Source organism: Ruegeria sp. CK2 (genome assembly GCF_056536585.1).
In genome coordinates this window covers 190,283-217,075 of the sequence record NZ_JBQFPW010000001.1, presented here as the reverse complement: position 1 = coordinate 217,075, position 26,793 = coordinate 190,283, and the positions used below count along the sequence as shown (strand labels likewise).

Here is a 26,793-nt window from a genome sequence, read left to right as displayed (position 1 = left end):
CAGATGGCCGAGCAAATCCTGGAAATTCCGGCTTTTATTACGGTAACACTCGGTTTCGCCGTCTACCTTCTTGGTGCTGAAATCAATGCGCGTGTCGCTGTTCTGCGGCAGTTCAACATCCCCGAACCGGTTACCGGTGGCCTCTTGGCGTCGCTGGTGATTTTGGCGCTGTACCTGCTGTTCGGCATGGAGATGAACTTCGATCTGGCGGCCCGAGATTTCCTTTTGGTGGTTTTCTTTGCCGGAATTGGGTTGAATGCACGACTTGCTGATTTGATTGCAGGCGGCAAGCCACTGCTTTTGCTATTGGTTTTGACACTGGCGACGATTGTCTTTCAGAACGTCATTGGTGCGGCCGGTGCGGTTACCTTTGGATATCCGGCCCAGGCGGGAGTTCTGTTCGGGTCCGCGTCATTGATTGGGGGGCACGGAACAGCCATCGCATGGGCCCCGGAAGTGACCGCAGTGACCGGGCTGGACGGAGCGACGGAATTGGGCGTCGCTGTTGCCACGCTGGGTCTGGTCCTGGCAGCGTTAGTCGGCGGCCCAATTGCGCGGTTTCTGGTCGAAGGTCGAAACCTCAGCCCGTCGCGACCTGAGGAAGAGCACACCATCGGTGTTCCGGACAACCAGGATGAAGCAGCACCGCTGATCGATCACCTGACGATCATGCGCGTTTTGCTGTACCTGAACCTGGCGATAATCGCCGGATTTTTTCTAAGCGAAGCGATCACAGCAGCGGGCCTGAAGCTGCCTCTTTTTGTGCCTTGCCTGATCATGGGCATCGTGATTGCCAATATGCGCGCGCTGACGGCACCAAATGCCCCAGCCGTTTCGCGGACGCCATCGCTGGCACTGATATCGGAATTCTCACTAGGCGCGTTTCTCGCAATGTCGCTTATGAGTCTACAGCTTTGGACCATCGCCGAACTGGGACTGGCAATCGTGGTCATTATGACCGCGCAGACATTGTTTGCTGTTGGTTTCGTGATCTGGGTGCTGTTTCCCGTGATGGGCGGTAACTACCGTGCAGCTGTTTTGTCCGCCGGGTTCGGGGGCTTTGCGCTCGGTGCGACCCCAACGGCAATCGCCAATATGACAGCAGTCACCAAACGATATGGGCCGTCACCTATTGCCTTTATTGTGCTCCCCCTTGTATCCGCCTTCTTTGTGGACATCGCCAATGCCATCGTCATCCAGACGATCGTCAACTTCTAAGGACCAAAAATGCCCGACCTGCTGATCGAACTGTTTTCCGAGGAGATCCCCGCGCGCATGCAAACTCGCGCAGGTGAAGACCTGAAAAAGCGGATCACCGATGGTTTGGTTGAGGCCGGTCTGACCTATGCTGGGGCGGCAGCCCTGACGACTCCGCGCCGTCTGACACTGGCAGTCGAAGGCTTGTTGGCGGAAAGCCCAACTGTTCGCGATGAACGCAAAGGACCAAAGGTTGGCGCACCGGACAAAGCCATTGAAGGGTTTCTGCGCGGGGCAGGGCTGACCCGTGATCAGTTGGAAGAACGTGAAACCCCCAAAGGTTCTGTATATTTCGCCACCATTGAGAAACCCGGTCGCCCAGCTGCCGAGATCGTAGCCGAAGTTCTTGAGGCGACGATCCGCGATTTTCCGTGGCCCAAGTCGATGCGCTGGGGCAGCGGCGCGATGCGCTGGGTACGTCCTTTGCATTCGATCCTATGTATTCTGAGTGATGAGACCGGCGCACATATCGTGCCGCTTGAGGTCGAGGGGATTACGTCCGGTGACACGACCGAGGGGCATCGTTTCATGGCCCCGAAGCGGTTTGCCGTTTCTTCGTTCGAGGACTATGCGACCAAGCTGAAACGCGCCTTTGTGGTTCTGTCGCCGGATGAGCGCGCCGAGCATATCTGGAACGATGCCAAGAACATGGCTTTTGCGGCCGGATTGGAAGTGGTCGAGGACCGGGGCCTGTTGGCCGAAGTTGCCGGGTTGGTCGAATGGCCGGTTGTGCTGATGGGTCAGATTGATGATGAATTCCTTGATCTGCCGCCCGAGGTTCTGCAGACCTCGATGAAGGAACACCAGAAGTTCTTCTCGGTCCGCAACCCAAAAACCGGGCGGATCGAACGGTTTATCACCGTCGCCAACCGCGAGACCGCAGACAATGGCGCGACCATTCTGGCAGGGAACCAAAAGGTGCTGTCGGCGCGTCTGGCAGATGCTAAATTCTTTTGGGAGAACGATCTGCGCATCGTCAAGTCTGACGGATTTGAGCCGTGGGTTAGTCGACTCGAAAATGTTACTTTCCATGCCAAACTCGGATCTCAGGGTGAGCGGGTCAGCCGTATTGCTGCACTGGCCTATGAGTTGGCCCCAGCCGTGGGCGCGGACCGCGAACTGTCGATGATGGCAGCGCAGGGGTGCAAGGCCGATTTGTCGTCCGAAATGGTTTTCGAATTTCCGGAACTGCAAGGCCTTATGGGGTGCTACTATGCTGCGGCCGCAGACTTGCCTGAAGCGGTAGGGCTGGCAAGTGAGGAGCATTACTCGCCCTTGGGTCCCTCAGACAGTGTTCCCAACGCACCAGTGTCGATCACGGTCGCGCTTGCCGACAAGCTGGATACGTTGACCGGGTTTTGGGCAATCGATGAAAAGCCAACCGGCTCGAAGGATCCTTTTGCGCTGCGCCGTGCAGCCTTGGGCGTGACCCGCCTGATTCTGGAAAACGACCTGAGGCTTCGATTGGATCGCTTTTTTGACAGTCAGTTTGTGCGGATCGAAAGCGGGATCAACGGCAATTTCTCGGCTGAATCAGTCGAGGATTTGTTAGAAGAGATCGCTGAACACGGCGTGTTCGGCGCAGCGTTCCAAGCTGTGAAGGTAAAAATCGGGGATACTCCTCCTGCGGGTTTTCTTGAACTTGAGCAAAAGGTTCCTGACGCATCTGACGATCTCCTCTCCTTCTTCCACGATCGTCTTAAAGTCTTTCTCCGCGACGAAGGAATCCGCCACGACGTCATCGACGCCTGCATCGCGATGGAGGGCAATGACGACCTCAACCTGCTGGTCAAACGTGCCCGTGCACTGAATGCGGCGATTGCGACCGAGGATGGGGAAAACCTCGTGCAGGGTTTCAAGCGGGCCAACAATATCCTGGCTCAGGCTGAGGAAAAGGACGGCGTCGAATACTCCTACGGGGCGGATGTGAAATTTGCCGAGACCGAGAGCGAAAAGGCGTTGTTCGCAGCATTGGACGTGGCACAGGCAAAGATCGATCCGGCGCTGAAAGCCGAAGATTTCCCGGCCGCCATGGCGGCGATGGCTGCGCTGCGCGGGCCGGTGGATGCGTTTTTCGAGGATGTTCAGGTGAACACCGACAATGACATTCTACGTCGTAACCGATTGAACTTGCTTAGCCAGATCCGGCAGATCTGTTCCAGCGTTGCGGATCTGACGAAAATCGAAGGATAAAGCCACAGGCGCGTGTCGCAACGCGCCCAGATCACCCTTGCGCGAAGGGCGCAGGCGCTTATGCTGCGGACAAATCAAAAGGTGCCGCAGTGCAGAATAATCCGCATACCACGCTTATCACATCCAAAGCGCCTGTCGCCGCAAGTACACATGGCGGTCGGGCAAAGTGTCTGCAACGCCTTGTTCGGCTGGACCTGCCGGTTCCGCGCACGGTCGCATTGTCATTTGATGCAGTTCATCGCATTGCCGAGGGGCATGTTCCCGATCTGGCCGCGATCTTGGAACAGTTTGATCCGACAGCTCTGCTTTGTGTTCGACCCAGTTCTGAAGACCCTGATTGGGGTGGTCCGGGGGCGGTGCTGAACATTGGTATGAACGATGCACGCTATGTCGATCTGTCAGATAAGATGGGGGTCGAGGCGGCAGCAGCATTGTATCTGAGGTTCGTACAAAGCTACGCAATTCATGTGGCGCGGCTGGACGCTGATGTGTTTGACGACATTGAAGCGGATGGTCGGGAAGGCTTGCGCCTGTCATTGCGTGCTTATGAAGACGAGACGGATGAAGCCTTTCCGCAAGACAGGGGCGAACAGTTGGTCGCAGTTCTGCGATCAATGGCGCGAGCCTGGGATGGCACGTCGGCCAGGTTGTTGCGGCAGGCAAAAGGTGCCCCAGCGGATGCCGGATTGGGGTTGGTCATACAAGAGATGATCCCGGGCGTCGGGCAGGGTGAGTGCGGATCTGGCGTTCTGCAACTTGTTGATTCCACAACCGGTATGCCGCAGATCACCGGTCGATACCTTAGCCAAAGTCAGGGCAGGGACGCATTGGGAGAGGGTGTCGCTGCCCTGTTCCTCGAGAGGGACTCGCGTGGTCCGTCGCTGGAGGAGGTTGCGCCCAAAGCCTTTGCAGAACTAAAGGCTCAGGCCGCTTTGATGCGCCAGAAGCTGCGCGAAGAAATGCAGGTCGAGTTTGTGATCGAAAACGGCCATGTTCACATTCTTGATGGTGTGCGGGTGCAGCGCAGCGCCCGCGCCGCCATGCGGATTGCCGTGCGGTTAGCCGAGGATGGCATCCTGCCGCCACAAGAGGCGGTGATGCGCGTTGATCCTCATGCATTAAACGAACTTCTGCACCGGCAGGTACATCCCGAAGCACGGCGCGACGTTCTGACAACTGGCATTGCAGCAAGCCCCGGCGCGTCGACCGGGAAGATTGTCTTTACAGCGGCCGAGGCACAAGCCAGCGCAGCGCGTGGTGAAGCGTGCATTCTCGTCCGGCGCGAGACATCACCCGAAGATGTGCGGGGTATGCACGCCGCGGTCGCCGTTTTGACCGAGAAGGGCGGCATGACCAGCCACGCAGCCGTGATCGGCCGAGGTTTGGGGCTGCCTTGTATTGTCGGCGCTTCGGATATGCGGTTTCAGACTAAGAAGAAATTGCTGACGGCCCCGGATGGTCGGGTTTTCAAAACCGGTGATGTTCTGACGATTGACGGCACTTCGGGTCAAGTGCTGGCAGGACAGCCCGCCATGCTCGAGGCGGTCTTTGATGACTGTTTTCAGACACTGATGGCCTGGGCCGATGCCGAGCGCGACATCGAAATCCGTGCCAACGCCGACACGCCTGCAGACGCGCAGACAGCCCGCAACTTCCAGGCCCAGGGTATCGGTTTGTGCCGGACCGAACATATGTTCTTCGATCCTGGCCGCCTGATCGTGATGCGCGAGATGATCTTTGCCCAAACCTCTTCTGGTCGTGCGGCGGTACTAGAACGCCTGCTTCCCATGCAGCGTGAAGACTTCATGCAACTTTTCCGGATCATGGAAGGTCAACCGGTCTGTATCCGGTTGTTCGATCCGCCGCTGCACGAGTTCCTGCCAACCACCCGCAACGGACAGCGTGAGCTGGCCGAGGCACTAGATCTACCGATTTCGGACGTTGAACGCCGGGTCGATTCTATGACTGAATACAACCCGATGCTGGGGCTACGCGGCGTTCGGCTGGGTGTCACTGTGCCAGAAATCTATGATATGCAAGCGCGGGCAATTTTTGAGGCCTCTTTGGAGGCCCGCAAGAACGGTGCGCCGGTGGTGCCCGAAGTCATGATCCCGTTGGTTTCTGCCAAACGCGAGGTTGAGCTGGTCAAATCCCGTATCGATTCAGTGGCAACTGCGGTTGCCGCAGAGTTCGGGCAAGAGTTCGAATATCGCCTCGGCGTGATGGTGGAAACGCCACGGGCGTGTTTGCGCGCTGAAGAGATCGCACCCAACACATCCTTTTTGAGTTTTGGAACAAATGACCTAACCCAGATGACTTATGGTCTCTCGCGAGACGATGCCGGGCGGTTTATGTCTGCATATGTCCGACAAGGCGTATTTACCGAAGATCCGTTTCATGTTCTTGATCCCGATGGGGTCGGAGAGTTGTTGAAGCTCGGGGCCGAGCGTGGGCGTGCTGCAAAGCCGGATGTTACTCTGTCGGTGTGCGGTGAGCATGGCGGCAATCCCGAATCAATCGCGATTTGCCGGGACCTTGGCTTTGACTACGTGTCATGTTCTCCGTTCCGGGTGCCGGTCGCTCGGCTGGCTGCCGCTCAACTGGCAATTTCATCCAGACTTGGGGGTTGACATAGCCTCAAAGCCCTAAGAATAGTGGTTTAAGCATGGGTCTGGGGTCAGATTTTTTGACCTAACGGGCGGTTTTCCACTTGCTTTTTCTTCTGATCTGGACGTTTGCCCAAGACTGGGGTAGATGCCTCGTCGCGCCCGCCGGGGGAGGGTTTGGCGCGTATAGTGCCTGTGCGAGGTTATCTGATGCTACGTTATATAATGGCTGTTGCCACATTGGCAGCAACCATGCTGCCAAGTGCGTCCTTCGCCGAGAGGGAAGCGACCGATTCTGCCAAGGAAGAACTTGTTGCCCGCAATGAATTGCCGGCGCAAAGCTTTCGTGACTATCTGAAATTGTTCAAGCCCCGCAAAGCGGTTGAGCCGATCACAGTATCCTACTCCAAGGATTGGTTGGACCAACAACCCAACGCGGCCGGTGACGAGAACTGGAAGTGCCTGTCCGAGGCGTTGTATTTCGAAGCGCGTGGCGAAAGCGTGCGCGGTCAGTTTGCTGTGGCCGAGGTTATTTTGAACCGGGTCAAAAGTAGTCGTTTCCCAAACTCTCTTTGTGGGGTGATCCGTCAGGGCACTGGTAAGAAGTATCAGTGCCAGTTCACATACACCTGTGATGGCCAAAAAGAAGTGATACACGAAAAGAAGGCGTATGAGCGTGTGTCCAAAGTGGCTCGGGCCGCAATAGATGGGGTGGCTAAGGAGCTGACCGAAGGGGCAACCCACTATCACACCACCGCCGTGCGTCCATCCTGGGCCAAGGTGTACAAGCAAACTGCACGGATCGGTGTGCATCTTTTCTATCGCCACAACTACCGCACGGCGAGCAACTGATTGACGCACCTGCGCTGGAAGCTTGATGCCAGCAGCGCGGGGTACTCTATATTGCGGGCCAGGAGGTCCGTAATGACCGTTAATCGTCGACAATTCATGCAATCTGCAGCAGCGGCTTTACTTGTGCCCCGCAGGGCCCGTGCAGGTTTTCTGTCGCTTGAGGCGAGGGTAGCAGATCAGCTGATCGCCCCGGACGGGTACCCTGAGACCAAACTTTGGAGTTACGGCGGAAAGGTTCCCGGAATTCCACTGCGCTTGAAACAGGGTGACCGCGTCCAGCGCAGGCTTGTTAACAATCTGCCGCAGCCGACATCGGTTCATTGGCATGGAATTCGTGTCGCAAACGCAATGGATGGTGTGTCCGGATTGACGCAAGCCCCTGTAGTTCCAGGCGATACCTTCGATTACGATTTCGAGGTTCCGGATGCTGGAACCTATTGGTATCACGCACATAACCGGTCCATGGAACAGGTCGCGCGGGGTCTCTACGGGCCTTTGATCGTCGAAGAAGCGACGCCGCCAGACGTTGATCAGGATCTGATCTTGATGCTGGATGACTGGCGGCTCGACCCTGAAACCGCGCAAATCACGGATGACTTCGACAATGGCCGAGATCTGAGTCACGCCGGTCGTCTCGGCAATCTTGTGACGGTCAATGGTTCCTTTGATCCTGCATTCCCTGTCAAACGCAACGAACGCCTCAGGCTGCGCCTGATCAATGCGTCCAACGCGCGGATCTTTGATGTCGGGCTTGACGGTTTGTCTGGGTGGATCGTTGCTTTGGACGGTATGCCGCTGGAAGCACCTCTGGCAATTCCGCAATCCTTCCCACTTGCGCCTGCACAACGCGCGGATCTTGTTGTTGATGTGAGCACTGATGATGACGCGGCAAGCCTTCTGAGTGTTGAACAGGACGGCGCGTATGGTTTGGTTCAGTTCAATGTAACCGGTGAGTTCGCAAAAACACGTCGAGACGGAGTGGATGCTTTGCCGCCCAATCCCTTGCCCGTTCTGCGAGATGTTGAAACGGCGCCGCTTCATCGAATGGTTTTGCAGGGCGGGGCGATGCGGTGGCTTGAAAACGCGCGGATCGGAGACACCGAGATGTCCGGGCGCGAGTTAGCGCAACTTGGGAGGTTTTGGGCTTTGAACGGCTATGCCGAACGCCCAACTGATCCGTTTTTGGACACTGGTCTTGGCAGCTTGCACAGGATCGAATTTGTCAATGAAACTGCTTTCCCGCATGCGATGCACCTGCACGGCCATCACTTTCGGTTGATCCTTGAAGATGGCTCATTTGGGCCCTGGCGAGACACCGTACTCGTCGACCGAGGGCAGACCCGCCAGATCGCGTTGTTGGCCGATAATCCGGGGGGCTGGCTGCTGCATTGCCACATGCTTGGCCATGCCGCTTCGGGTATGATGAGTTGGATTCGCGTAACCTGACGCCGCATTCGGCGGTTGGAATGGCGCTTGCTTGAATGTTATAGGCTCTCGCAAAGCCTAATATAGGCAAACTTCCAATGAGCCCGAGAAGGCCTGACCCATGAGTTCTGAAATCCGCCTGGCATTTGCGCACCCCTCTGAGCGGTCCGAGGCGACCTCGTCCAAAGGGTCGCTGGATCGCATTTCGTTGCGCGACCATATCGTCGAAGTTGAGATCGGCGCGTTTCAGGCCGAGCGTGGGACGACGCAGCGTGTCTGCTTCAATATAGTCGTTGAAGTGCGCCCGCTGACCGACCCGATTGATGACGATGTGGATCGCATACTGTCTTATGATCGCGTGACCGAAGCGATTGCATATGAGTTGTCGGCTGAGCGGTTGAACCTGTTAGAGACCTTGGCTGAACGCGTGGCCGAACGAATTTTACTTGAACCTCAGGCTGTAAGAGCTTTTGTTAGAATAGAAAAACTTGACCGAGGCCCTGGGGCGCTTGGTGTTGAAATCGTCCGTGGCAAAGATGCGCATCACCACGATATAGTCGAGGAAGAGCGCCCGCATCCACGGCTTGTTTTTCTGTCGAATGAAGCGATTGCCTCGGACAATTTGACGGGCTGGATCGATCAGCTAGAGAACCGTCAAGGCCCGTTGATCCTGTGCGTCGGAGCCTCAGATCTGGACGCGCCGCAAACCGGACATGCGATGACCCAGCGCAGGATCGACCTGCTTGCTATCGAGCAGAACGCATGGGTGCTCGCCGCGCGCGATTTTCGCTGCGTTGTTGTCTCGACCCGGACCGAGTTGGATTGGGCCATGAAAAATGGACAAATTTGCGTTTGGGCTCCCTCCAAGATCGTCTTGGACGCTGTTGATGGCCCATCGGCAGCGCCTTCGGACGCGGTGGCTTTGGCGGCCTGGTTCGCAGCCACATTTGAAGCCAGTGAGATGATGGTGATCGGCGGAGATCTGCCAGAAACACCGAAAACGCCATTGCGGGCTGTGGATGTAGATCAGGCACAGCTGTGAAAACCTATTTCCGACCCTTGGTCCAGCACGGTCCGGCACGTCCAAAAGGTGCCGTAAAGCTTGCTGGTCAGCCACTTTGGTTCACACATGCTGAGGTTTTGACACGAGAAAACCCCGCGCAGACTGTGCCAGTTGCTGAAATCCCATCCGATGCGTTGGGCAGGTTGACCAATCCACGCGCAGACTTGTGCGGTTTGGATATGAAGCATCCGCAAATTATGGGCATCCTCAACGCAACGCCTGACAGTTTCTCGGATGGCGGCCTGCATAACTCGGTCGAAGGCGCGCGCAATGCAGCCGCCGAAATGGTCGCGCATGGTGCGACCATTCTGGATATCGGGGGCGAGTCGACCCGGCCTGGCGCAGATTTCGTTCCCGAGGACGAGGAAATCGCCCGAACCCGCCCTCTGATCGAGGCGATCCGGGCAGAAACAGATGTTCTGATATCGATCGATACGCGAAAGGCCAGCGTGGCCAGAGCGGCGAGTGCCGTCGGGGCCGGGCTGGTCAACGATGTCTCTGGGTTCACCTTTGACCCGGATTTGGCGCCATTATGCGCGCAATTGGGCACCCCGGTTTGTGTCATGCACATGCAGGGTGATCCAGCCACGATGCAGGATGATCCGCAATACGACAACGTACTGTTGGACGTCTATGACTTTCTTGAGGGTCAGATCACGCATCTGGAACGGCTAGGTCTGAACCGCGAAAACATCGTGGTGGATCCGGGTATCGGGTTCGGGAAGTCGCAAGACCACAATCTGGCTTTGCTACGCAGTCTAAGCCTATTCCACGGGCTTGGTTGTCCGATCCTTCTGGGCGTTTCCCGAAAGGGCTTCGTCGGATCCATCGGGCAAGAGCCGCGCAAAGACGCGCGCGCGCCGGGATCAATTGCATTGGCTTTGGCTGGATTGTCTCAGGGCGTGCAGATCATTCGGGTGCATGATGTCGCTGAAACAGCTCAGGCCTTGCGTCTATGGGCTGCCGTCCGGTAATCCGGTCGCAGGTTAGTTTTACGGAGTGACAGGTATGCGCAAGCTGTTCGGAACCGATGGGGTGAGGGGCACCGCCAACACGCACCCGATGACGGCGGAAATGGCCTTGCGCATCGGTGCCGCTGTGGGCCGCTATTTTCGCCGTGATGCGACGGGCGTGCACCGCGTGGTGATCGGTAAGGACACGCGCTTGTCGGGTTACATGCTGGAAAGCGCATTGACGGCTGGCCTGACCTCGACCGGTATGAACGTGCTGCTGTTGGGGCCGGTACCAACACCCGCGGTTGGTCTGATGACCCAGTCGATGCGGGCAGACCTTGGGGTGATGATTTCGGCCAGCCATAACCCGGCAGAAGATAACGGAATCAAGTTTTTTGGCCCTGATGGGTTCAAACTGTCCGACCAGGCCGAGATTGAAATCGAGAATCTGATCGAAGAAGGGGTCAAACCCGCGCAGGCCCAAAATATCGGGCGGGCTCGACGCGTCGATGATGCGCGGTTCCGTTATGGCGAACGCGTCAAGTCTTCGCTGCCGCGCAATGTGCGTCTGGACGGGTTGAAGGTGGTTATCGATTGCGCCAATGGCGCCGCACACCGCACCGCGCCAGAGGTTTTGTGGGAGTTGGGTGCTGAGGTTATCCCAGTGGGCATCGACCCCAATGGCAAGAATATCAATCTGAATTGTGGTTCGACCAAGCCGCAACTGGCTGCTGAAACCGTGGTGGCCCATGGTGCGCATGTGGGCATCTGCCTGGATGGGGACGCGGACAGGGTTGTTGTGATCGACGAGACCGGCCAGGTGGCAGACGGCGATCAACTGATGGCGCTGCTGGCCACAGCTTGGAAGAAATCCGAACAATTGAAGGGTGACGCTTTGGTGGCGACCGTCATGTCGAACCTGGGTTTGGAACGGCATCTTTCGGCTGAAGGTCTGCGCCTTGAACGAACGGCCGTTGGCGACCGGTATGTGGTCGAGCGAATGCGCGAAGGCGGCTTCAACCTGGGTGGAGAACAGTCCGGGCATATCGTGATGAGCGACTATGCCACCACCGGCGACGGCCTGATGGCCGGTTTGCATTTCCTGGCCGAGATGGTTCTGTCCGGTCGCAAAGCGTCTGATCTATCCAAACAATTCGAGACGGTGCCGCAGCTTCTGAAGAATGTGCGCTACCAATCAGGCCAGGTTCCGCTGGACGCTCAGAACGTTCAGGCGGCAATTGCCGATGCCGAGGCGCGTCTGAACGGGCAGGGCCGTTTGCTGATACGCAAATCGGGCACAGAGCCTTTGATCCGTGTCATGGCTGAATGTGAAGACGATGTTTTGCTGACACAGGTCGTTGACACTATTGTGGCCGAGGTCGAGGCTGTAGCGGGCTAACGCTCGGTTAGTAGTTTTTTCAGGCTGAACCATTGGCTGATGGCCAATCCGGTCAGGATCATCGACAAGGCAATGTAGAACCGCAAGGGTAGGGCTTCGGACAGTATCCATGCGCCAAAGATCATCGACCAGATCGGTACCTGATAGTTCACCAATGTCAGGAAAACGGACCCGGCACTGCGGATAATCGATACGCGCAGCAGCGTGGCAAAAGCTGTCGGAACAAGTCCCAGACCCACGATGGCAAGGCCGGGTCGGGTGCCTTCCCAGCGCGGTATGCCTTCGGATATGAGCATGATCGGCAGCAGGATTACCGCTCCGACCACCAATGTCAGTGCCGCCAGTGTCACCGGATCGATCGGCGGGCAGCGGCGGGTAAAGATAGACGCCACCGAATAACAGAGCGCGGCGCCAATACAGGCCAGTTGGGCCAACGGCTCAGCCCCTTGACCGATTTGAGCCAACCCCGGACCGATCAGGATCAGTGCACCCGAGAACCCTAGGGTGACGCCAAACAACCGACGTGCGTTCATCGGTTCGTCAGAGAAGAAATGGGCCAACGGCAAGACCATCAACGGGATTGCTGCCATAGACAGACCGGCAAAGGCCGAAGCTACATATTGTTGTCCCCAGCTTAGTAATAGGAAAGGCAGGGCGGTGGAGAGTACACCAATGACAATTGTCGATCCCCAAAGCGCGGGGCTTGGGGCAGGAATTCGGCGCCCTGTTGCTGCCATCAGGATCAACAATGTCACTGCGCCCAACGTCGTGCGTGCCGTCGCAACTGTGACCGGCCCGTACCCGTCCAGCGCCATGGCAACAACCATGAACGTACCGCCCCAAATCAGGCCAAGGGATATGACGCCGCTCCAATCGCGGTAATCGGGTTGTTGAACCATTCCATCCCCTTAACCTGCGATTCAACAAGTGTCACGGGGCGGTCTTGATTTTGCGTAAGTAATCACTTACGGTAAGTAATGACTTACGGTGATGCTTTTTCAGCTCTGGGAGACTCGACCCGGCGACAGGTGTTTGAGGCGGTTGCCAGTCAGCCGCGCGCGGTGGGGGCTTTGGCCGCTGAATTGCCTGTCAGCCGCCCGGCAGTATCGCAGCATCTAAAAGTACTTTCGGATGCGGGGCTTGTCGTTTGCCGTGCCGAGGGAACTCGTCGGATATATGCGGCACGGCCCGAGGGGCTTGCCGAAATGCGCGACTGGCTAGAGCGATATTGGTCTGACGTTCTTGAAAATTTTGCAGCGGAAGTAAACGAAGGAGGGCGGGGCTCGTGACCGATCCTATTGTTAAGAGAGTGACTGTGAATGCGGCACCGGAACAGGCATTTGATGTTTTCGTTAACCGGATCGCAAAATGGTGGCCGTTGGACGGCCATGCCGTGTCAGCCTCCAAAGGAAAACCGGCGCTTGCTGTCACGATTGAACCACACGTGGGCGGAGCAGTGTATGAGACGATGTTCGATGGAACACGGGCCGATTGGGGCGAGGTTCTTGTCTTTGAGGCCGGGCGTCGACTCGCGCTCAGCTGGCACCCCGGTACGAATAAAGATTGCCCGACACGGGTAGAGGTTACCTTTGAAAGCCATGGCTCAGCGCAGAGCAAGGTGACCCTTACGCATTCCGGCTGGGAGGTTTGGGCTGATGAAGCACCCGAAAAGCGCGGTGGTTACGATACGGGATGGGATCACGTGTTGGGTCATTGCTTTGTGAACGCAGTCAGAAAATAAAAAAGCGGCCACTTGGGCCGCTTTTTCGCTGACATAGGCCAGACTTAGTTCTTTTCTTTGTCAACCATTTTACCGGCCGAGATCCAGGGCATCATGGCGCGCAGTTTAGCGCCAGTTTCCTCGATCATGTGCTCGTCATTGGCGCGACGCGACGCTTTGATGGTCGGCTGACCAACGGCGTTTTCCAGCATGAAGTCACGCACGAACTTACCCTGCTGAATGTCGTTCAGAACGGCTTTCATGCGTGCTTTTGTCTCGTCGTATTGCAGGATGCGCGGGCCGGTGACGTACTGGCCGTATTCTGCGGTGTTCGAGATCGAGTAGTCCATGTTGGCAATACCGCCTTCATAGATCAGGTCGACAATCAGCTTCACTTCGTGCAGGCACTCGAAATATGCCATCTCAGGCGCGTAGCCCGCTTCGACAAGTGTTTCGAAACCGCAGCGGATCAGTTCGACCAAGCCACCACACAAGACTGCCTGCTCACCAAACAGGTCAGTTTCGCATTCTTCGCGGAAATTCGTTTCGATGATGCCCGAACGACCGCCACCGATGGCCGAGCAATAGGACAGGCCGATTTCCAGCGCTTTTCCGGTTGCGTCATTGTCAACGGCAACCAGGCAGGGTACGCCGCCGCCTTTGACATATTCACCGCGTACAGTGTGGCCGGGCCCTTTGGGTGCCATCATGATGACGTCGACGCCTTCTTTCGGCTCGATCAGACCGAAATGCACGTTCAGGCCATGGGCGAATGCGATCGCCGCACCCGGCTTGATGTTGTCATGCACGTATTTCTTGTAGGTTTCAGCCTGCAATTCGTCGGGCATGGTGAACATGATGACGTCACACCAGGCCGCTGCTTCGGCAATATCCATTACCTGAAGACCCTCGGCTTCGGCTTTTTTGGCCGAGGCAGAGCCTTCGCGGAGAGCGACGACGAGGTTTTTGGCACCCGAGTCGCGCAGGTTGAGCGCGTGGGCATGGCCTTGGCTGCCATAACCCAGAATGGCCACTTTTTTGTCTTTGATCAGGTTGATGTCGCAATCGCGATCGTAATAGACGCGCATGTCGCTGGTCCTTTCAGTTTCGATTGCCGTGCTTTTATCCTGAGGTTTTGGTATTGGCGATAGGTTGTGAATCGAGTATTTGGAAAAAAGATGAAGATTAATTCTCTATTTGTTCGATATGTGGAGAAATCATGCTTGATGACGTCGATCGCCGGATCCTGCGCCATTACCAATCTGAGCCTACCCTGACGACGGCAGAACTCGCCGAGCGTTGCAGGATCAGTCAGGGTGTATGCTGGCGGCGCGTCGAAAAGATGCAGGCGGCGGGCATCATCCAAGGGCAAGAGGCTGTGATCGACTGGTCAGTGCTTGGTTATGCGGTCGAAGTGTCGTTGCGGGTGACGTTGGATAAGACACAGGCACGCGCGTTTGATGACTTTACCACGGCAGCCCGTGAGGTGGCCGAGGTGATCGAGATTCAGACTTTTCTGGGCCGCGTAGATGTGCGCCTTTCTGTACTTGCCCGGGATATGTCTCATTATCAGCAGGTCTATCGCGACCTGATTCTGACCCTGCCACATATCGCGGATATCGAGGCGCTGATGCACATCGCACGGGTGAAACGCGATGAGGCACTGCCGATATGATTGACCTTGACGAGATCGACCGAAAGATTTTGCGCGCATTAGCGCAGGACGCCACCCAAAGTGCGGGTGCGTTGGGTCGCAAATTTGGGCTGTCGCAACCGGCAACCTGGCGGCGCATCCGGCGGTTGGAAGAGGCGGGCGTGATCAAAGGTCGGCGCCTGCGACTGAATGCCGAGGCGCTTGGGTTCGGCGTGACAGTCTTTCTGGGCGTCAAGCTCGCCCGTAAAGGGCAAGTCAGTTTGGAAGACTTTGAACGGGCCGTCAGCGCCATCCCCGAGGTACAGACGGTTGAGCATGTTCTGGGGCTATACGACTATCGCCTGCGTGTTGTGGCGAGAGACATTTCTGACTTCGAGCGGGTTTTGCGGCGCCGGATCATGACGCTGCCGGGTGCTGGCGACGTCGAGGCTAATGTTCTTCTCAGCGAAGAACGGCTACCGGGACCAATAGGATAATCGAGGTCAGTATTTGGTTCTGATGTAATAGCCCGGATGATGGGTCACGCGGGCAAAGGTTATTGGATTGTCGTCCTTGCGCGTGGTCCGTTCCATCTGGATCATCGATGTTCCAGCCGTCGTTCCCATGAATTCTGCTAACCTTAAATCCGCAGACACCGCGCAAAAGGCGATCTCGGCCTCTGTAAAGGGGGCTGCATTCAGCAGCCATTCATGCGGTCCGTGTGCGCTCAGATCTGCATGCTCCACCTCGGGGACGGCATTGATGTTGATCCAGCGCTCCTCCAGCTGAAATGGACGATTGTCTGCGTAGTGCATGCAAATGACATGAAGAACACGAGCGTCCGGAGAAACGCAAAGTTGCGATGAAAGCCAGCCGGGGCTGAGCACCACATTCCGTTCGACCAGAGCATAGCGATAGCTTGCGTTCTGGTTCTCAATCACTTGCCGCGCCAATGACAGTTCGAGTTTGACCTGTTTGCTGGGTTCCTTTTTGACACGGGTCCCGCTTTTACGCTTGCGTTCAACAAAGCCTTCATCAGCGAGTTCCCGAAGGGCTCGGTTTACGGTCGCGCGGGCGCAGTTAAACTCCTCGGCCAGATGTGCCTCGGTCGGCAAAAGCGCACCTTGCGGCCAGATTCGGCTTTCGATCCGGCGCTTTACTTCATCACGAACGACCTGGAAACTGACGCGCTTTTGTTCCGCCACGGGCAAAGATATCCCTTCAAGTATTAAGTGTGTTCATCTGGTCAGAAGCAAGTAAAAGTGTAAAGGGGAAGGTGACACTATTTGGCGTCATTTTGAGTGATATCAGCCCTGTATAAGGCACTTTTACTATGAATTCGTGGGTAACCTTGGGTCACCTTTCTGTCGGGTTTGGGCTTTACCATCAGGATCAAAGACGCCAAAACTCCCGTAACCCTGATGAAAGGATGTTTCATGCCCGCTTTGCTGAACACTGTTGATCCCGATGGTCTCGAGGAATTCTCCGTCGTTTTCACCGATCGCTCGCTAAATCATATGTCCGCGAAGTTTCAGACCGTCATGCGGGACATCTCGGACCTGTTGAAACAGGTCTACAATGCCGATGGGGTTGCCGTAATTCCCGGTGGCGGGACCTATGGAATGGAGGCGGTGGCCCGTCAATTTGCCCGCGGCGCTAATGTTTTGGTGGTTCGCAACGGTTGGTTTTCCTACCGCTGGAGCCAGATCATCGAGAGCGGTGAGCTGACCGCATCGGCCACAGTTCTGAAAGCGCGGGAGGTCGGCAATTCCAGCCCATCCCCGTTTGCGCCTGCACCCATCGACGAGGTGGTGGCAACGATACTTGACCAACGACCTGATGTCGTGTTTGCGCCCCATGTTGAAACATCGGCTGGAGTGATCCTTCCTGACGACTACGTTACTGCCATGGCATCAGCGGCGCATGAGGTCGGGGCGCTGATGGTTCTGGATTGCATCGCATCGGGATGCGCTTGGATCGATATGAAGACAACCGGTGTGGATGTTTTGATCTCGGCACCACAAAAGGGGTGGAGCGCATCGCCCTGTGCTGGTCTGGTCATGTTGTCAGACCGGGCTGAGGCGCGGCTTGAACAAACCAGTTCCGATAGTTTTGCCATCGATCTGAAGAAGTGGCGTCAGATCATGCAGGCCTATGAGAATGGCGGGCATGCCTATCATGCCACGATGCCAACCGACGCGTTGACAGAGTTTCGGGATACCATGATTGAAACACGAGACTATGGGTTCGAAAAACTGCGCGAAACCCAATGGGCCTTGGGCAATGGTGTAAGAGGGATGCTGAAGGACAAAGGCATCATGTCCGTGGCTGCCGATGGGTTCGGCGCGCCCGGCGTGGTTGTCAGCTATACATCGGACCCCGAGGTTAAAAACGGCAAGAAATTTGCTGCATTGGGCATGCAGATTGCTGCAGGTGTGCCGCTGCAGTGTGACGAACCCGCAGGTTTCAGCACTTTCCGCTTGGGTCTGTTCGGATTGGACAAGCTCTATGATGTGGATGGCACCATTGGTCGCTTGAAGCGCGTGCTGGATCAGGTGCTTTGAAACCAATTGGGGCTTAGCGGACGCCGAGCCCCATCTGCATGAGCGTTTTGCGTACCGGTGGCAGCGAATAAAGCGCGTTCAGCCCCATGGCGCGCGCATCGCGCAGCGGACGCGCTTCAATCATGGAGGCGCGGTTCAGCAAGTCGATACCTTTGACGCGCAGTTCGATCTCGGCGTGGCGGGCTTTGTGGTAAGCCTCAAGCATATCCGCGTCCCCAAGCCCATCGGGACGGGCTTGCGCCAATTCCAACAAGCAGCGCAGGTCGCCTAGGGACATGTTCAAGCCCTGCGCACCTATGGGCGGCACAACATGGGCGGCCTCGGCCATCAGTGCAATGCGCTCGCCCGACAGGTATTCCGCAGACTGGCTGATGATCGGCCATATGGTACGACGCGAGGCCAGTTTCAAAGGCCCGAACAACCCGCACGATCGTTCGGTCATCGCGGTCTCGAAGGCGTCAGAGCCCAGGTTCAACAGCTCAAGTGCGCGCGGGCCGCGTTCCATCCAAACGATTGCTGAAGACGGCTGACCCCTCCAGTCCGGTAGGGGCACCAAGGTGAAGGGCCCTCCGGAACGGTGGATCTCGGTCGAGACGTTTTCGTGCGCAATTGGGTGCGTGACTGCAAAGGCCAGCGCTTTCTGACCATAACGTGTGGTCTTGACCTGGATCCCGGCAGCCTCGCGCATTGGTGACGCGCGCCCGTCTGCAGCGATGACCAATTTGCAGCGGATGCGACTGCCATCGCTTAGACCCACACGTGCTTCAGCGATGCGGGTGAGCAGGTTGACGGTGCCCGTGCCAGGGCGAAAGTCGACATTGGGCAACTCGGACAGGCGGGCCACCATTTCACGGCGCAACAGCCAGTTGGGCAGGTTCCAACCAAAGGGCTGATCGGACACGTCGGAGGCATTGAAATCGCGAACAACGCGCGGCTCGGGCACGTCCCCGCCCGCATCGACGATCCGCATGATCTGAAGCGGCGCAGCATCAGCTTCCAACCGACCCCACAATCCGCATTGTTCCAGCAAGCTATGTGCAGGTTGCAGGAATGCCGTGGTCCGCAGGTCGGACCCATCCGCATCCCGTTCCGTGACAGGCGGTGTCGGGTCAACACAGATCACGTCGAACCCAGCCGATCCAAAGGCCGCGGCAGCAGTCAGGCCGGCAATACCACCGCCAGAAATCAGGATGTCACAGCTGTCGGTCATGGCGCCATTCTCCGTTCAGGACAGACCCTAATGCGGTTCCGTCACATGCGCCAAGTGACATCCTGTCCCGTTTCTCAGCCCAGTGAAATCAGGATGAGGATCAGAAACATCACTGGCACCATTGCCACCGCTGGCAAGTACAGTCCAGGCAATCCAAACACCAGCGCGGAACAGCCCCACATGCTAAAAATCGCGGCGGCCGTATATCCCAGATCTTCGGGTTCGCCATCGGCCACGTCACGGGCCATCCAGCCAAACAAGGGGATTGAATACAACATACGCTGCCACATCGGCAGGTGCCGAGGCATCTCGATCGCGCTCATGGGGGTCTCCGTTCTGTTCGTCGCTCAAGGGCATATAGGGATGCCAATGTAGCCGCAGAACGTGCAGATCGTCGCAGTGTGACAGCCTATCGCAGGCGGGCCAAGAACGCTGTCAGGTCATCCGTGTGATGATGAATGTGATCCGCTTCGTGCGGATCTGGTGCGACGTGAACCGTGCACATACCCATTTCGTGAGGAGCCGCCAGGTTCCGGGGGTCATCTTCGAACATCGCAGCTGTATCAGCTTTTATTCCATCTTTCGCGAAGATCGTCTCAAAGGCCGCTTTCTCGGGCTTTGGGCGGTAGCCGGCATGTTCGACGCCATAGATCGCGTCAAACAAACCTGACAAGCCTCGCGCCTCTAATACCTTTTCTGCATATGGCGCACTGCCGTTGGTGTAGACGATGCACCTGCCGGGCAGTGAGCGGATATGGTCTGCCAGCGCAGTGTCCGGTGTCATATGGCTCATGTCGACCTGATGCACCGCATGCAGATAAGGGTCGGGGTCCAGATCATGCTCGGCCATCAGCCCAGCAAGCGTGGTGCCGTATTCACGCCAGTAGTGAGATCGCAACCGGTCCGCTTCTGCGCGATCCACGCCGATGGCCTGAACCACATAGTCGGTCATAAGCACCTCGATCTGATCGAACAGGCGCATGTGCGGCGGGTAAAGCGTGTTGTCGAGATCGAACACCCATTGGGTGACGTGAGTAAAGGCAGGTTTGACCATGAGTGGGGTTTAGGGCGGAGCGTCGCGGTTTTCAATGCTGCTCTTGATTGCGGGGCCATGTGACGGATAGACATGTCCGAACGAGGAGACGATGCACCCCATGAGCCAGACACGAACCTCTAACAAAGACGCCTATACCCTGATACTCGAAGCGATCGATGTGGGTGTCTATCGACCCGGTGACCGTCTGGTCGAAAGCGAGTTGGCAGAACGGTTCGGCGTATCCCGAACGCCTATCCGTGAGGCGTTGCAGCGGTTGGAAACTCAGTCGCTGCTAGAAAGGGACGGGCGGTCGCTGATTGTCGCCTCTCTTGATCACAACCAAATGGCCGAGTTGTACATCGTGCGCCGCGAGTTGGAGGGACTTGCTGCGCGTCTGGCGGCCAAGCACGCCACCGAAGAAGAGATCAAGGTGTTGCAGGATATGGTTGCGGCAGATGATGCGTTGGTGGATGATCCGTCGGCTTTGTCGCGCGCCAACCGCAGGTTCCACGAACAAATCCACCTGGCGTCACATAACCGCTATCTGGTTCAACAGCTGAATTTGGTGCATCGCACCATGGCCCTTATGGCAACCACGTCATTGGCGGTTCAGGGCCGCGGAGAAATTGCGCAGAGTGAACATAAGGGCATCGTCGAGGCAATTACCGCCCGCGATGAAGAGGCTGCAGATCGCGCTTTGAAAGAACACATTTCCATCGCGTTCATGACTCGCCTGAAGCAAGACGCCGTCCGGCGCGAAAGCTGATCCTCAGGCCAATGGCAGATCTTCGTCGGCCTGACCATGTTGGGTCTTGTCCCAATAGAAGGGTTTGACTGCCAGCTCCCACAGGGCTTTGTAGGCTGCGATTATGCCCAGAGGGAAATACAGACACATCGTTGGAACAAACGGCAACAAAAACCGGCGCTCTGGGGCAGAAACGGCGAGGGCGCTGACGGCCATATTCAAACCTTCGGCTGCCAGAAACATCCAAACGAGTGATGTCAGCACCTCATGAGAGATGACCTGCACCATTGGGTTGTACAGCCCCAGCGCGGTTAACCAAAACACCCACAGCACCGGAGCCAGAAGGAATTGACCGATAGTTCCCAGGAAAAAAGCCTGAATACCCATGAACTTGCGCAGCCCAAGATCTTTGTACAGTTGCAGCGGATCCCGCATATGCACGAGGTAGGTGACCATAAATCCCTTGAGCCAGCGAGAGCGTTGCTTCACCCATGGCCAGGCGCGAAAGTTTGCCTCTTCAAACGTCGTAGTATCGACCATTTCCGTTCGATAGCCCGCACGGCAGAGCCTTACGCCCAAATCTGCATCTTCGGTGACGTTGTGGGCGTCCCATCCGCCGAGCTCTAACAGCTTGTCACGACGGAAGAAAAATGTGGTTCCGCCCAACGGAACGACAAGTCCCAGGCGGGCAATTCCCGGCAGGACAACCCGGAACCAGCTGTTGTATTCGATTGAAAAGCAACGTGAACGCCAGTTGGTGCGTGGATTGTAATAGTCCAGACCACCCTGCAGGCACACAACGTCGGGGGCGGCTTGAGTGAAGTGATTGACCACCCGTTCGATTTGGTCCGGTTGGGGCGCATCCTCGGCGTCCCAGACGCCCAAAATGTCACCCCTGCAAAAGTCCAACGCATAGTTCATTGCACGGGGCTTTGTTGTCAGCCCGTTGAATTCGGGCACTTCTATCGTGCGGATCCAGCTGGGTAAGTCTGCCTTTGCCAGTGTCTCGCGCGTGACGTCATCCTTTTCCTCAAGAACCAGAACAACGTCCAGCAGAGCTTTGGGGTATGTCAGTCGTTGGAGCCTGCAGACCAGTGCGTCGACAATCTCTCGTTCCTTATACAAAGGCACCATGATCGACACACAGGGATGGCGGAGAGGAACGGTGGCGATTTCTGATCGATCAGGTTTGCGAGCAAGCTGATGAAGAACATATGCTACAGCACCCGAAATTCGCAGGGCGGAAAACAGGATCAGTGTGCTGATCGTCAAAAAGAGCAAAACTGCGAGGCTGACTTGAGGCACTGCGGTCAAAAGAGTCAAAGCAGCGACGATTGCTGCAGCAGGGCGCATGCGCGATCCGGCGGTCCAGGTGCGGCAGCTTTGCGCTTCGTCTACCCGCGTTTCCGCGGCCTGAACGAGTGGTTTTGAAAACTGGCGTCCGATTGTATGATCAATCTGATCTGGGGCAGCCAGAACAGGGATGACGGCGTAACCGCAATCCTGAATTTCCTTTGAAACTGTAACGAAGCGGTCAGGCCGCGCTGTTGCGACCAAGAGCAGGGGACCGATGCGCATCCATGGGATTACGTTGTGCGCCAACCAGAAATTGACCGGCTTCAGGTGGCATAGTTCCGGCATCGGCGGAATTTCATCAAGATTTGCAATTTGCCAACCGGATTGTAACGCCAAGGCGTTCAACACGTCGTGTCGGGTGATCCAGCCCTCGCCCACCAGGATTTCACCCAATGGTGCTTTTTGCTGGTCTTGCAGACGAAGGGCGAGATCCAGCTGCGACAGGGTGATTGCACCTTGTTCCACCAAGCAAGACCCAAGCGGTTTGCGCAGGCCTTCTGCAGGGCCTGGTTCGGCAGCGGTGAAATTATGGAGATTTAGCTCGACCATCAAACAACCCTGACGCAGTTACCTGCGGCCAAGGTTGTGAAATCTAGGTTAACACCCAGTTAACACTGGACGAATTGGAAGCTAAGCCTTTTCTTTGCTGTCCGTCATTGCAGCTGCAAAGCGTTCGAACAGGTAAAAGCTATCTTGTGGTCCGGGTGAAGCCTCCGGATGATATTGCACCGAGTAAACCGGACGATCAGTCATGCGGATTCCGCAATTCGACCCGTCAAACAACGAGCGATGGGTTTCAACGACCCCAGAAGGTAGGGTCTGAGCGTCAACAGCAAAGCCATGGTTCATCGATGTGATCTCGACCTTGCCTGTGTCCAGATCTTTGACCGGGTGATTTGCGCCATGGTGACCGTGATTCATTTTGACGGTCTGACCGCCAAGCGCCAGTGCCAGCATTTGATGGCCAAGGCAGATTCCGAACACGGGCAGGTCAGTCGTATCCAGGATTTCTTTGATCATCGGTACAGCGTATTCACCGGTTGCGGCGGGGTCACCGGGACCGTTGGACAGAAACACGCCATCTGGCTCGTGCGCCAGAACCTCTTCAGCCTTTGCTGTCGCGGGCAAGACCGTGACATCGCAACCGGCAGAGGCCAAGCAGCGCAGGATGTTCCGTTTTGCACCGTAGTCGACCGCAACGACCTTGTGGACCGGGTTTTCCTGCTGCGGATACCCATCAGGCCATGCCCAACGCATTTCGTCCCAGCGATAGCTTTGCGCGCACGTGACGTCTTTGGCGAGATCCATGCCTTCCAGCCCGGCAAATCCGCGCGCAGCGGCGATCAGAGCTTCAATGTCGAAGTTGCCGTTGGGGTCATGTGACAGTGCGACATGCGGCGCGCCTTGCTGACGGATCGCACGGGTCAGGCGCCTTGTATCGATGCCACCGATGGCGATACGGCCACGACGGGCCAGCCACCCTTTTAACTCCTCTGCCGAACGCCAGTTCGACGGCTCGGTTGGGTCCCATTTGACCACCATGCCAGCTGCAACCGGATCGCCGGTTTCATCATCTTCCGGGTTCACGCCGACATTGCCGATATGTGGGAAGGTGAATGTCACGATTTGTCCCGCGTATGAGGGGTCTGTCATGATCTCCTGATACCCGGTCATCGCTGTATTAAAGCACAGCTCGGCCACAGTTTGGCCGGTTGACCCAAAGCCGATACCGTAAAACAGAGTTCCGTCGGCCAATGCCAGACATGCGGTGGGCTTGGACTGGACGTTCTGGGCCATGGCACGACTCTCCTGCAGGGTAAATCGGCGCATACCTAAGGGGGTTAGGCCGCTGGGTCAAGTCTGTTCAATTTTTCGGCTATTGTTTAAATTCAACAACTTAACTGTACCTGAAGGCTGTTGTATCGCTCTTTTTATTTCGATATGTTCGTGGTTCCGTTGCCATGGGGATGGACAAACCAGATGGATATGCGATCGAGGGTGAATATCGCCCTTAAGCAAGCAATGAAAGATAAAGCAGCTGAGCGTTTGTCGACGCTGAGGCTGATCAATGCGGCAATTAAAGACCGGGATATCGCCACGCGCGGATCCGGTAGTGAAGAGGCCAAAGGATGCGGCGACTCTGAGGTTCTTGAAATCCTTGGAAAAATGACCAAGCAACGCAAGGAAAGCGCGCGGGCCTACGAAGAAGGTGGGCGTTTGGACTTGGCCGCGCGTGAACTGCGCGAAGTTGGCATTATCGAAGAATTTCTGCCCAAGCAGCTTGATGAAGATGAGGTCAGCGACGCCATTCAAACCGCCATTACTGCAACCGGTGCGGGTTCGATCCGCGACATGGGCAAGGTGATGGGCGAGCTCAAGACCCGCTACACTGGGCAAATGGATTTCGGCAAGGTCGGATCGATGGTCAAGGATCATCTTTGCGCTGCGTCGAACGGTGGCTGCTGAGCAAATTGCACAAATGAAATGGGCTACTGCGCGGCTGGACTGCGCAGTTTCTCGACGAGGTCGTCATAGAGTGTGATGCGTTCATCTTCGGATAGGAATGCACCAATCTCGACCTCGCGACCATCTCCGATCAATGTGACATAGTGCGGGACCGGCCCGCCTTTTAGGTGCATCTGTGGGCGTGCCCAGTAGCGATTGCACGACCATTCCTGATCACCTTGGCCCGGCGTGGAATGAACCAGCTTCGCCTGAGATCCGTTTAAGGTTAGCACCTCGAACGCACTGCGGGCACGATAGTTTGTCTGTATGGCCAGCCACAGTCCTAAAACGGTGAGCAGCAGAAACGGTAGTAATCCCCACAAAATCACCGAACCCAACATTGCCAGCAGCGGAATAAGACCAAACAGAAATACCGACAAGATAACGATCATCGCCCCGCGCGGTGGCAGAGAGTTATGCGGCCAGAGGCGCAGTTCTTGTTCGGTTTCCGATGTTTGATTCCATCGATAAGGCATGACCGAAAACTAACGTACTATGGTCGGGTGTCGACGGTTAATGATCAGATGACGTGACCAACGCGCACCCAGGACAGTGCATCATCCAACCGGTCATCGCCCCAGAATACCTCTCCGCGTACAACAAGGCTGGGTGCGCCAAACACCCCAAGCCGGGTGGCCTGATCTGTCTCGGCCTCAAGGGCGGAGACCGTATCAGGGCTGCGCGCGCGGGCAAGCGCAAGACGCGGATCCTGCTGACAGCGCAGTAGCGCCTCGGACAGGGCCGATTCACTGCCCGCCTCAATACCTTCCTCGAACCAGATGCGATACAGATTCTGAGTGAACAGCTTTCCCCACCCGTCTTTCATCCCCAACAAGGCCACTTGATTGGCCAGTGCTAAATCCGAGATTGGGTAGGGCGCTGGCAGATTGGCATGGATGCGGTACTTGGCTGCGCGCCGTTCAATGTCGCGCCACATATAGGCTGACTTAACCGGCTTTCCCGCAAAGGGAATGTTCTGTTGTTCCGACATGACGGTGCGCACGTTGAAGGGCCGCCAAACAACCGTCGCATCGTTTTCGGCGCACCAATCATCCAAGCGCATGACCGTCAGAAAGCTGTAGGTGCTGCCAATTGAAAACCAAAAGTCAATTTCGGGCATTGTACCGCTCCTGTTGCAGGGGCTCTGCAGTCAGGATACATCAAACGGCCACATTTTTCGATCTTTGCGCGTCGTGGCGGGAAGACGCTACGCCTCAGATAAGAGTTTTGTCAATTGGAGCCAAAGGGTTAGGTGCCGTTCCAACGCCGGTCATCTGGCGCAGGTCGATCTCGATCATGCGGCTGATCGCCGAGATTGGGACATCGGTGGCATCACCTTCAAACGGGTCTTCCATCGACGCGCTGACCCGTTCCGTCACGAAGAATATCCAGCACACCAGCGCGCCGATCGGGGCGAATATCATCCAATCCAGAAACACCGATTGCAGCATCGGTATATCCAACCCAATAGTGATCGAACGTTCGTCGTTGAACGCCAGTGGCAGCAAGAAGATGAAGATATAGCTGAAGACTCGCCCGACCTCGGCAACCTGTCTGGGGAACGGGGTATTCTTGATACGCTCACTCTGACCCTGCGCATCGGTGAGCCGCGTTAGCCTGTTCATCAGCGCCACATGCCAATACGGATCGATACTGTGCGTTTGCGCCAGCGCCGAAAGCCGCTCACCCTGTAGAAACAGCAGGTATGCGGCGCGGTTGGACTTTCCTTTCAGCCTGGGCAAATCTTGCGCAAGCTGGCTTTTGCGCCAGCTTTCAGGATCCTGGTGCAACGCAGTCTTGTCCGAGGCTGGTTTGTGTCCAAACATCCATGGTCTGCGCGTCCGTCCGTTCGAAGAAGGCTGACGCAACTGATATGCCAGCATGTTCAACCATGCTAGGTGACGCTCAAGCAACTCACGACGTACTTCCGGATCAATCAGGGTACCGTCAAGCTGGACAAGGTTGGTAATCACATTGCCCCAATCCCGGCTGGTATTGACCAGATCGCCCCAAATCTTGCGCGCTTCGACCCAGCGGGCATAGGCTGAGGTGTTCTTGAAGCCCAGAAAGAACGCCACCGCTAGCCCCAATATCGTGACCGGAGGGCTGGAGTTGGAGATCAAGTCTATCGGGGTGATCGCATCCACCAGCTCAAGTAGGAAGATCCAGGTCAGAACGATACAGATGAAGCCAAAGGACCCTTTGACCATTTGCCGGAGCGAGATGCCGTCGTGGAGAATCATGTGATGTGGATCTTTGCCTAGTGCTGGTCGGTG

At 56.6% G+C, this 26,793-nt stretch carries 26 protein-coding genes; 15 read left to right on the top strand and 11 right to left on the bottom strand.

Annotated features, from left to right (window positions below; genetic code table 11):
* Nucleotides 1-3: 3 nt before the first annotated feature.
* The 8 genes from gltS (at nucleotide 4) to glmM (ending at nucleotide 11,748) form a co-directional block, all read left to right on the top strand.
* On the top strand, nucleotides 4-1,218 hold the full coding sequence (gltS, locus tag ACR0BU_RS01020) for a sodium/glutamate symporter (protein WP_480735189.1): 1,215 nt from the start codon (nucleotides 4-6) through the stop codon (nucleotides 1,216-1,218).
* Nucleotides 1,219-1,227: 9 nt separating this feature from the next.
* Nucleotides 1,228-3,450, top strand: a complete 2,223-nt coding sequence (gene glyS / locus ACR0BU_RS01015; protein WP_480735190.1) for a glycine--tRNA ligase subunit beta — start codon at nucleotides 1,228-1,230, stop codon at nucleotides 3,448-3,450.
* An 89-nt stretch (nucleotides 3,451-3,539) separates the two neighbouring features.
* A complete protein-coding gene (locus tag ACR0BU_RS01010; protein WP_480735192.1) occupies nucleotides 3,540-6,080 on the top strand; it encodes a putative PEP-binding protein in 2,541 nt (846 codons plus the stop codon).
* Nucleotides 6,081-6,266: 186 nt separating this feature from the next.
* Nucleotides 6,267-6,908 (top strand): cell wall hydrolase, encoded by a 642-nt coding sequence (locus tag ACR0BU_RS01005; protein ID WP_298932578.1) that lies wholly within the window; start codon nucleotides 6,267-6,269, stop codon nucleotides 6,906-6,908.
* A 72-nt stretch (nucleotides 6,909-6,980) separates the two neighbouring features.
* Nucleotides 6,981-8,354: a multicopper oxidase family protein gene (locus ACR0BU_RS01000; protein ID WP_480735194.1), complete on the top strand. Its 1,374-nt coding sequence runs from the start codon at nucleotides 6,981-6,983 to the stop codon at nucleotides 8,352-8,354.
* Nucleotides 8,355-8,454: 100 nt separating this feature from the next.
* Nucleotides 8,455-9,375 (top strand): dihydroneopterin aldolase, encoded by a 921-nt coding sequence (locus tag ACR0BU_RS00995; protein ID WP_480735195.1) that lies wholly within the window; start codon nucleotides 8,455-8,457, stop codon nucleotides 9,373-9,375.
* Nucleotides 9,372-10,370, top strand: coding sequence for a dihydropteroate synthase (gene folP / locus ACR0BU_RS00990; RefSeq protein ID WP_480735196.1), 999 nt, complete (start codon nucleotides 9,372-9,374; stop codon nucleotides 10,368-10,370). The genes ACR0BU_RS00995 and folP overlap by 4 nt, the downstream gene beginning before the upstream one ends.
* A 34-nt stretch (nucleotides 10,371-10,404) precedes the next feature.
* Nucleotides 10,405-11,748 carry a phosphoglucosamine mutase gene (gene glmM, locus ACR0BU_RS00985; RefSeq protein WP_480735198.1) on the top strand — a complete coding sequence of 448 codons (1,344 nt, stop codon included), beginning with the start codon at nucleotides 10,405-10,407 and terminating at the stop codon, nucleotides 11,746-11,748.
* On the opposite strand, the gene ACR0BU_RS00980 is transcribed toward glmM, so the two are convergent.
* Complete coding sequence (locus tag ACR0BU_RS00980) at nucleotides 11,745-12,647, bottom strand: DMT family transporter (RefSeq protein ID WP_480735199.1); 903 nt, start codon at nucleotides 12,645-12,647, stop codon at nucleotides 11,745-11,747. The two genes, glmM and ACR0BU_RS00980, sit on opposite strands and share 4 nt — an antisense overlap.
* Before the next feature lie 78 nt (nucleotides 12,648-12,725).
* Between ACR0BU_RS00980 and ACR0BU_RS00975 the strand changes: the two genes are divergently transcribed.
* Together ACR0BU_RS00975 and ACR0BU_RS00970 are read left to right on the top strand one after the other, a co-directional pair.
* Nucleotides 12,726-13,037, top strand: coding sequence for an ArsR/SmtB family transcription factor (locus ACR0BU_RS00975; RefSeq protein WP_480735200.1), 312 nt, complete (start codon nucleotides 12,726-12,728; stop codon nucleotides 13,035-13,037).
* On the top strand, nucleotides 13,034-13,489 hold the full coding sequence (locus tag ACR0BU_RS00970; protein ID WP_480735202.1) for an SRPBCC domain-containing protein: 456 nt from the start codon (nucleotides 13,034-13,036) through the stop codon (nucleotides 13,487-13,489). The genes ACR0BU_RS00975 and ACR0BU_RS00970 overlap by 4 nt, the downstream gene beginning before the upstream one ends.
* Before the next feature lie 44 nt (nucleotides 13,490-13,533).
* Here ACR0BU_RS00970 and ilvC read toward each other — a convergent pair whose 3' ends face one another.
* The gene (gene ilvC / locus ACR0BU_RS00965; protein WP_299078326.1) at nucleotides 13,534-14,556 is read right to left on the bottom strand and encodes a ketol-acid reductoisomerase; all 1,023 of its coding nucleotides are present in this window, start codon (nucleotides 14,554-14,556) and stop codon (nucleotides 13,534-13,536) included.
* Nucleotides 14,557-14,687: 131 nt separating this feature from the next.
* Between ilvC and ACR0BU_RS00960 the strand changes: the two genes are divergently transcribed.
* Together ACR0BU_RS00960 and ACR0BU_RS00955 are read left to right on the top strand one after the other, a co-directional pair.
* Nucleotides 14,688-15,143, top strand: coding sequence for an Lrp/AsnC family transcriptional regulator (locus tag ACR0BU_RS00960; protein WP_298932561.1), 456 nt, complete (start codon nucleotides 14,688-14,690; stop codon nucleotides 15,141-15,143).
* Nucleotides 15,140-15,598 carry an Lrp/AsnC family transcriptional regulator gene (locus ACR0BU_RS00955; RefSeq protein WP_298932560.1) on the top strand — a complete coding sequence of 153 codons (459 nt, stop codon included), beginning with the start codon at nucleotides 15,140-15,142 and terminating at the stop codon, nucleotides 15,596-15,598. The genes ACR0BU_RS00960 and ACR0BU_RS00955 overlap by 4 nt, the downstream gene beginning before the upstream one ends.
* 6 nt (nucleotides 15,599-15,604) lie before the next feature.
* Here the strand turns inward: ACR0BU_RS00955 and ACR0BU_RS00950 are convergent, their stop codons facing one another.
* Entirely contained in the window at nucleotides 15,605-16,306 is a 702-nt protein-coding gene (locus ACR0BU_RS00950; protein ID WP_298932559.1) for a GntR family transcriptional regulator, read from the bottom strand.
* A gap of 231 nt (nucleotides 16,307-16,537) precedes the next feature.
* On the opposite strand from ACR0BU_RS00950, the gene ACR0BU_RS00945 reads away from it, so the two are divergent.
* Entirely contained in the window at nucleotides 16,538-17,665 is a 1,128-nt protein-coding gene (locus ACR0BU_RS00945; RefSeq protein WP_480735205.1) for an aminotransferase class V-fold PLP-dependent enzyme, read from the top strand.
* 13 nt (nucleotides 17,666-17,678) lie between these two features.
* Here ACR0BU_RS00945 and ACR0BU_RS00940 read toward each other — a convergent pair whose 3' ends face one another.
* From ACR0BU_RS00940 to ACR0BU_RS00930, 3 genes are all read right to left on the bottom strand, one after another.
* Nucleotides 17,679-18,875: a UbiH/UbiF family hydroxylase gene (locus ACR0BU_RS00940; protein WP_298932557.1), complete on the bottom strand. Its 1,197-nt coding sequence runs from the start codon at nucleotides 18,873-18,875 to the stop codon at nucleotides 17,679-17,681.
* A gap of 74 nt (nucleotides 18,876-18,949) precedes the next feature.
* On the bottom strand, nucleotides 18,950-19,198 hold the full coding sequence (locus ACR0BU_RS00935; RefSeq protein WP_120635126.1) for a hypothetical protein: 249 nt from the start codon (nucleotides 19,196-19,198) through the stop codon (nucleotides 18,950-18,952).
* An 86-nt stretch (nucleotides 19,199-19,284) separates the two neighbouring features.
* On the bottom strand, nucleotides 19,285-19,929 hold the full coding sequence (locus ACR0BU_RS00930; protein WP_480735207.1) for a pyrimidine 5'-nucleotidase: 645 nt from the start codon (nucleotides 19,927-19,929) through the stop codon (nucleotides 19,285-19,287).
* Between the two features lie 100 nt (nucleotides 19,930-20,029).
* Here ACR0BU_RS00930 and ACR0BU_RS00925 point away from each other — a divergent pair, with 100 nt between their 5' ends.
* A complete protein-coding gene (locus ACR0BU_RS00925) occupies nucleotides 20,030-20,677 on the top strand; it encodes a GntR family transcriptional regulator (RefSeq protein ID WP_298932551.1) in 648 nt (215 codons plus the stop codon).
* Between the two features lie 3 nt (nucleotides 20,678-20,680).
* On the opposite strand, the gene ACR0BU_RS00920 is transcribed toward ACR0BU_RS00925, so the two are convergent.
* Nucleotides 20,681-22,561, bottom strand: a complete 1,881-nt coding sequence (locus ACR0BU_RS00920; RefSeq protein ID WP_480735209.1) for a glycosyltransferase — start codon at nucleotides 22,559-22,561, stop codon at nucleotides 20,681-20,683.
* Between the two features lie 81 nt (nucleotides 22,562-22,642).
* On the bottom strand, nucleotides 22,643-23,809 hold the full coding sequence (gene carA / locus ACR0BU_RS00915; RefSeq protein ID WP_480735211.1) for a glutamine-hydrolyzing carbamoyl-phosphate synthase small subunit: 1,167 nt from the start codon (nucleotides 23,807-23,809) through the stop codon (nucleotides 22,643-22,645).
* A 183-nt stretch (nucleotides 23,810-23,992) separates the two neighbouring features.
* Here carA and ACR0BU_RS00910 point away from each other — a divergent pair, with 183 nt between their 5' ends.
* A complete protein-coding gene (locus tag ACR0BU_RS00910; RefSeq protein WP_480735213.1) occupies nucleotides 23,993-24,478 on the top strand; it encodes a GatB/YqeY domain-containing protein in 486 nt (161 codons plus the stop codon).
* Between the two features lie 23 nt (nucleotides 24,479-24,501).
* On the opposite strand, the gene ACR0BU_RS00905 is transcribed toward ACR0BU_RS00910, so the two are convergent.
* The 3 genes from ACR0BU_RS00905 to ACR0BU_RS00895 form a co-directional block, all read right to left on the bottom strand.
* Complete coding sequence (locus ACR0BU_RS00905) at nucleotides 24,502-24,993, bottom strand: DUF2244 domain-containing protein (protein ID WP_480735214.1); 492 nt, start codon at nucleotides 24,991-24,993, stop codon at nucleotides 24,502-24,504.
* Between the two features lie 44 nt (nucleotides 24,994-25,037).
* Entirely contained in the window at nucleotides 25,038-25,637 is a 600-nt protein-coding gene (locus ACR0BU_RS00900; protein WP_298932541.1) for a 2-hydroxychromene-2-carboxylate isomerase, read from the bottom strand.
* Nucleotides 25,638-25,731: 94 nt separating this feature from the next.
* The gene (locus ACR0BU_RS00895; RefSeq protein ID WP_480735216.1) at nucleotides 25,732-26,760 is read right to left on the bottom strand and encodes a bestrophin family protein; all 1,029 of its coding nucleotides are present in this window, start codon (nucleotides 26,758-26,760) and stop codon (nucleotides 25,732-25,734) included.
* Nucleotides 26,761-26,793 lie beyond the last annotated feature (33 nt).